Source organism: Sulfolobus sp. B1, from assembly GCF_007050195.1.
Classification (GTDB): Archaea; Thermoproteota; Thermoprotei_A; order Sulfolobales; family Sulfolobaceae; genus Saccharolobus.
The window spans coordinates 1-4804 of sequence record NZ_QIMI01000123.1 but is presented as its reverse complement, the minus strand read 5'-3'; the positions used below and the strand labels follow the sequence as shown (position 1 = coordinate 4804).

The window sequence follows — 4804 nt, the reverse complement described above, 5'->3', positions numbered from 1 at the left end:
AGGTTAATGGAGATATTAATGTAAACGACCTATTAAAGAAAAATATTTCAAAACCCAGAGGCGTAAGATACTGTGAGTAATTTATACTTTTTAAATACCAAATGGGAAAGAATACCCAACTCAATAACCCTATAACAATGATAATAGAATAGATAATCACTTCAGCCCTTGCCTTCATTTGCCTATATTTAATTTGCCTATTTTTTTAAAATTTTTCTTCTAATAGTGTTATTTAGACTCGTCAATGCACTTTGTATCACTCATGACGTGTATAACTAAACTTTCGCTAATGTCATCCTCTTATAAAATTATACTAATTATTAAATTATTGAAATCTTCAACTCAAGAGAATAACTCTATCTTATAAAGCTGGAAACTAGCGTTTTGAGGCTGCGAGAAGTACTCTTGAATGTTTAATACTCCACTAATATAATATGCGTAACCTGGCTGTATTTGTTTTTCATATACTACACCGCCTTCTTTCATGAGGTTTACGGTTAAGTTAATGCAATGCGTTCCTACGGGTAGACTCAAGTTAAGATCAACTAAATTTATACCAGCTACTGTCTCAGATAGATTAGCGTTTGTGATACTTAGGCTACGTATGCATAATAGTGTTATGTTAACTGGGTTGAAGATATAAAGTGTGATATTAGCAGTAGAGTTGTTGTATACGAATTTAACTACTTTTATGTCGAAATAAATTTGAATAGGTACCGTTGAGGAAAAGGTTATGTAAATAGTGTTTCCCTTCATTATACCTTTTAAAACACCCTCGATTGAAACAAGCGAGAATGAAGATAAAGAATAAGTTATTGGAAAAGATACGTTAAAAGTATCGTTATATGTAGGTGTAACGTTAGTGTATTGGCCAGTGTTAACAATTTTTACATACCCACCAGTTATATTTATCGGATAGGTCTCGTTTTGAATTTTAATTGTTACGTATAATTTACCATCGCTAGTGTAAGCTCCTAAGATATTAGCATAAGGCGGATAAAAAGTTCCATATTTAACTGTAAATCTCTTCGCATAAAACGTTGAAAATAAGGCTAATATTAACATGATTACAATTAGGATTACGAAGACCTTGGTATTATCCATTATTCAAAACTAAATTAGATTCTTATTTAAGCTTAATTCTTTATCTCTATGTACAGACAACTTAGTTTCACATAAATCAACATTGTTTGTGTAGCTTTCATTCTCATAGAAGTATATATGTAAAGATTGAGCAAATATATGTCATTTCATTTAAGAATAATATGAGGTTATAGCTTATAGTTTTACTTTATTTTCCTTTAATAATCGTGAAGACTGAATATTAAATCCTATGAAATAGTTAGATATTGTATTATGTTAATCTTCCTTTAATGATAGTTATAATGATAAATCAAGATTCATCGGAATTATATAAAACGATCTAGGTTAAGAATCACGTTTTTTCATAGCTGTTTTTTCAAAAATCTTAAATATAGAAGAGAATTTTGGAGTATAACAATGCTAAGCCCTAGATTTAAGAAGTATTTAATACCCCTTATTGTAATCTTAGCAATATTGCCAGTAGTCACAGCAGATGTAATATACTACTATCAAGGGCAAATCAATGTTTATGCAACTTCTTCGCCCATTACGATAGCTGTAGGGCCTAATGGAATGGTTAAGTTACCAAGTGGAAACGGTTACTATGTTAACGTGGTCTCAACTAAAGGTACTAATTCCTTCACTGCATATGTTAATATAACTAATTCATCGTACGATTACTATTACCAGATAGTTTCTCTAACAGTGTCATCTACTGTAAACTTATACATAACTAATACGACGTATACTTATTATTCCTCTAGCAACCCAATTAATAATGCGTACATAGTAATATACTCAACTTCAGGATCATACGTAAGTACTATTCAAATTATCAATAAGGGTAATGCTGTCACGACTTCTACTCCAATTTCATTACCTTCCGGTAGTTACTATATATCCCTACTGATACAGCCTAACACACCATTACCTCCAGCTAGTTCAAGTGCAATAGCAACTATTACTGTCTACTTAGGAGCTAACGTAGCATCGTCGTCAGCTGTACCGTTGCCCCCTACATGAATAATCCTATACCACTTCCACCTCTATAAGGTAAAATTTTTAGTATTCCTTTTATACACGAAAAAGAATACCTCGCGGAGAGGAGTAGGTCAGACTTAGATTAATAATTAACTATTTTCTAATCAAAGTTTTTATACTATTGCAATATCATGTTTCACCTAATGAGGCTAGTTATATCTTGCATGGATAGGAGGTTAAATCATTTTTTAAGGGAGAATTATTCTGACTCTATAGTAGTGAGAAATGCTGGAGCAAACATGTTATCATTATCTAAAACTTTAGAAAAGTATAAGAACATGATAGATGAGGTAATAGTCTTACCTCACACTGACTGTGGGGCGATGAAAGTAGTCTTTTCATCTATAAAAGAGGGAAAGAAGATTACATCTATAGTAGAGGACAAGTTAGTAAATCAATTTAGAGATAAGGCATTTAATACCTTATCAGAATTAGAGAGATTAAATCTAGAAGTTCAAACAGAAAATGCTAAGAAAATTTTTGTAAATAAACCTATAAAATCCGAGATAATAGACATTAATAAGATTAAAATTCCAGCTTCAAATCAGCCTTATTCGATTTACGTTACAACTCCAACAACACCATTAGACTTAAGCTCTAGCACTTACGTAGTCTCAGCTGAAACCAATGATATATGGGATAGTCTTGACATAGCCATCTACGTTATGAAGATAAATAATGTGATAGTAAAAGACGACAAAGTGGCTGAGAAGATAAAATCAATATATCCATCAGTAAACGTTATTAAACCATCTTAATCTTATTTAAGCTCTTAATTATTACACTTGTAGGATCAGGGTATTTAGATAGGGCTAAGTGAAAATCATCAATTCTTGACGCACTGAAAATTAGAGCTTCAATCACAGCTTCCTTAGGTATTTTTAACTCCTCAGATATTTCTCTTATTTCCTTGCCCTCAGAGATCATCTTAAGCACCTTAGTAACTTTCACATCTGTTCCTTGAACGTTTGGATTATATTTATCGCTATTCAAATCAAGGTATTTATAGTTGGATGGTTCTAAATGTTGTTTTAATTTCTTGTTAATTCTCGGTTTTACTATTCCCATCTTTAAAATTTTTATACTGTCTATAGCGTATTTAGCACACTCTTGAATTTGGCGAGAGTTTATCTGACCATGAAACGCTTCTATCACTTCTTTAAACGTCATATCCTTTGCTAGTTCACGAATTACGTCTTCTGGCTTAATTAAAGTTCCTGCAATCACTGGTCTTCCAAAATGTATATCTCTGTAAACTACTATGTCATAGTAGCCGGGTAACTCCATGATAAAAATTCCCTATTAGGACTATTAAAGATTTTTCTCTAAAAGTATTCTCTATTAGACAAGATATAAGAATTTAGAAAGTATTATACGTGTGTGGACAACAATTTCGTCCAACTCTGTAAAATTTTATTTATACAATGGATTTAGAGTATATTGTAAAGGAGTATTTTTCAGCCATCTCGTCATTGTGTTTCTTGTTGAGTTAGGTGAGTGTTAAGAAATCAAACCCATTCATCTACTGGTCCCAATAAATGAGTTGCCTCACCCAAAATACATTTCCATAATAAAGAAAACTCAATTTATTTCAAAACAACCGAATTGTTGCCTACACTACTTAAAAGGCGAGGTTTGTCATTCTTTTTATTATTTGGAAAATTGGAGGCTACTGTTAGTATAATTTCCTACTGACCTTCTCTCTGCCATAAAAATGTGAGGTTTGTCTTTTCTTTATCATCTCAAACTTGATGTACACCTTAATAATGTAAGTTATAATCTCTGATAAAAAAGGGCTTTTCTACTACTATTATAAATGTTATGTTCTAAAATAAAAATTATGAAATATTAGAGTAGATTCTCAAGAACTCCTCAGTATGTGAAATAGCCTTAAAGTAATCCTCAATTTTGATGTTTTCATTAGGTGCGTGAGCATTAGAATGATAACCCCCAACTCCTATGGCACTTACAGCGTCCTTAATTCCTAGCTTATTTACGAATAATCCCATTGGTTGGGTACCAGCGGAATTAGGGATCACTTGGGGCTCCACTTTATAAACCTTCTTCGCTGACTCAATCATAGCCTTAACTACTGCAGAATTAGGTGATGTTCTAACAGGATATTCGAAACCATGAGTTATGATTTCACCCTTAAATCCAACTTTCTGTAAATGCTTTTTCAGAAGCTCAAAGATTTTATAGGGATCTTGGTTAGGGACTAGTCTAAAATCAAGTTTTGCGAAAGCCTTATGAGGAACAATAGTCTTACTACCCTTTCCAGTGTATCCACACTCAAACCCATCTACATTACAAGTAGGATAAGTTAATAGTGCTTCAGCGATCTTCTCTTTTTCCTCATATTTAATCTCCTTAAAACCTAAATTAGCCTTTAACTCTTCTACATTTATGTCATATTTTCTAATAAGTTCTTTTTCCTCAATACTTAATTCCCTTATGTCATCATAAAAACCGTCAATAAGTACCCTTCCGTTGGAGTCAACTAAACTATCTATTATTTTCATTAAATCAATGCAAGGATTCCTAACTATAGGGGCATTAGATGAGTGTAAATCCCTCATACCGTAATCTAGCACTAATTCAACGTAAAGTAAACCTTTAACTCCTAGAACTATTTGAGGTCTTCCTTTAGCGTCTAATCCAGCACCTTCCATTATTACGC

5 protein-coding genes are annotated in these 4804 nt (G+C 32.4%); 2 read left to right on the top strand and 3 right to left on the bottom strand.

All coding sequences use genetic code 11. From position 1 onward, the window contains the following. Positions 1–342: 342 nt before the first annotated feature. Positions 343–1104, bottom strand: coding sequence for a hypothetical protein (locus tag DMP16_RS07985; RefSeq protein ID WP_069284114.1), 762 nt, complete (start codon positions 1102–1104; stop codon positions 343–345). Between the two features lie 396 nt (positions 1105–1500). Here DMP16_RS07985 and DMP16_RS07980 point away from each other — a divergent pair, with 396 nt between their 5' ends. Together DMP16_RS07980 and DMP16_RS07975 are read left to right on the top strand one after the other, a co-directional pair. After that, positions 1501–2106, top strand: coding sequence for a hypothetical protein (locus DMP16_RS07980; protein ID WP_069284115.1), 606 nt, complete (start codon positions 1501–1503; stop codon positions 2104–2106). Positions 2107–2267: 161 nt separating this feature from the next. Continuing rightward, entirely contained in the window at positions 2268–2882 is a 615-nt protein-coding gene (locus tag DMP16_RS07975) for a carbonic anhydrase (protein ID WP_231961140.1), read from the top strand. Here the strand turns inward: DMP16_RS07975 and DMP16_RS07970 are convergent. Both DMP16_RS07970 and DMP16_RS07965 read right to left on the bottom strand, forming a co-directional pair. After that, positions 2869–3411 (bottom strand): DUF433 domain-containing protein, encoded by a 543-nt coding sequence (locus DMP16_RS07970; protein ID WP_069284117.1) that lies wholly within the window; start codon positions 3409–3411, stop codon positions 2869–2871. The two genes, DMP16_RS07975 and DMP16_RS07970, sit on opposite strands and share 14 nt — an antisense overlap. Before the next feature lie 551 nt (positions 3412–3962). Then, on the bottom strand, positions 3963–4804 hold an 842-nt coding region (locus DMP16_RS07965), incomplete at its 5' end, for a M20/M25/M40 family metallo-hydrolase (protein WP_143577067.1).

Coding starts and splice junctions, on each gene's coding strand:
- DMP16_RS07975 (WP_231961140.1), top strand. CDS start 2,268: ATGAGGCTAGTTATATCTTGCATGGATAGGAGGTTAAATCATTTTTTA.
- DMP16_RS07985 (WP_069284114.1), bottom strand. CDS start 1,104: ATGGATAATACCAAGGTCTTCGTAATCCTAATTGTAATCATGTTAATA.
- DMP16_RS07980 (WP_069284115.1), top strand. CDS start 1,501: ATGCTAAGCCCTAGATTTAAGAAGTATTTAATACCCCTTATTGTAATC.
- DMP16_RS07970 (WP_069284117.1), bottom strand. CDS start 3,411: ATGGAGTTACCCGGCTACTATGACATAGTAGTTTACAGAGATATACAT.